Origin of the sequence: Alcanivorax sp. 24 (genome assembly GCF_004360225.1) — a bacterium.
GTDB classification, from domain to species: Bacteria; Pseudomonadota; Gammaproteobacteria; order Pseudomonadales; family Alcanivoracaceae; genus Alloalcanivorax; species Alloalcanivorax xiamenensis.
The window spans coordinates 1-448 of record NZ_SNUA01000093.1 but is presented as its reverse complement, the minus strand read 5'-3'; the positions used below and the strand labels follow the sequence as shown (position 1 = coordinate 448).

General features: G+C 48.9%; 1 protein-coding gene. It reads left to right on the top strand.

What is annotated here, in order from left to right; translation table 11 throughout:
- Positions 1 to 271, top strand: a 271-nt coding sequence (locus tag E0L37_RS21405; RefSeq protein ID WP_166643127.1) for an EamA family transporter, incomplete at its 5' end; no start/stop codon positions are given.
- Positions 272 to 448 lie beyond the last annotated feature (177 nt).

The following is a 448-nucleotide window of genomic DNA, read 5'->3' as shown; positions in this document are numbered from 1 at the left end:
CTGGATGACAGGCGCCCATCAAGGCGTCAAAGTGATCTCAACGAAAAGCTGGGTGTTTCTCTGCCTCTCAGGAGCAGCAACCGGATTGTCGTGGCTTTGTTTCTACAAAGCAATCCAAATCGGCGATGTCTCGCGCGTCACCGCCATTGACAAGTCGAGCTTGGTGCTGACGATTTTGTTTGCGGCGATGTTTCTCGGCGAACCGCTGTCCGCGAAAGTGGTGATCGGGGTGCTGCTCATTACCATCGGGACATTGATCATGATGTTTTAGCCAGCCGCCTTCTCAATCGTTTAGCCTGTTCTTCTCGAAATATTGCCGCCATACTCAATTTTGGCAGTTTTCCATCAAGCCTATAGACAGGACAATCCAAAAGATGTTATGATAAATTTTATAGTGACCTAGAGCTTTTCTCCGCCCTCCACATCATTTCGGCATAGAGGACAGCTT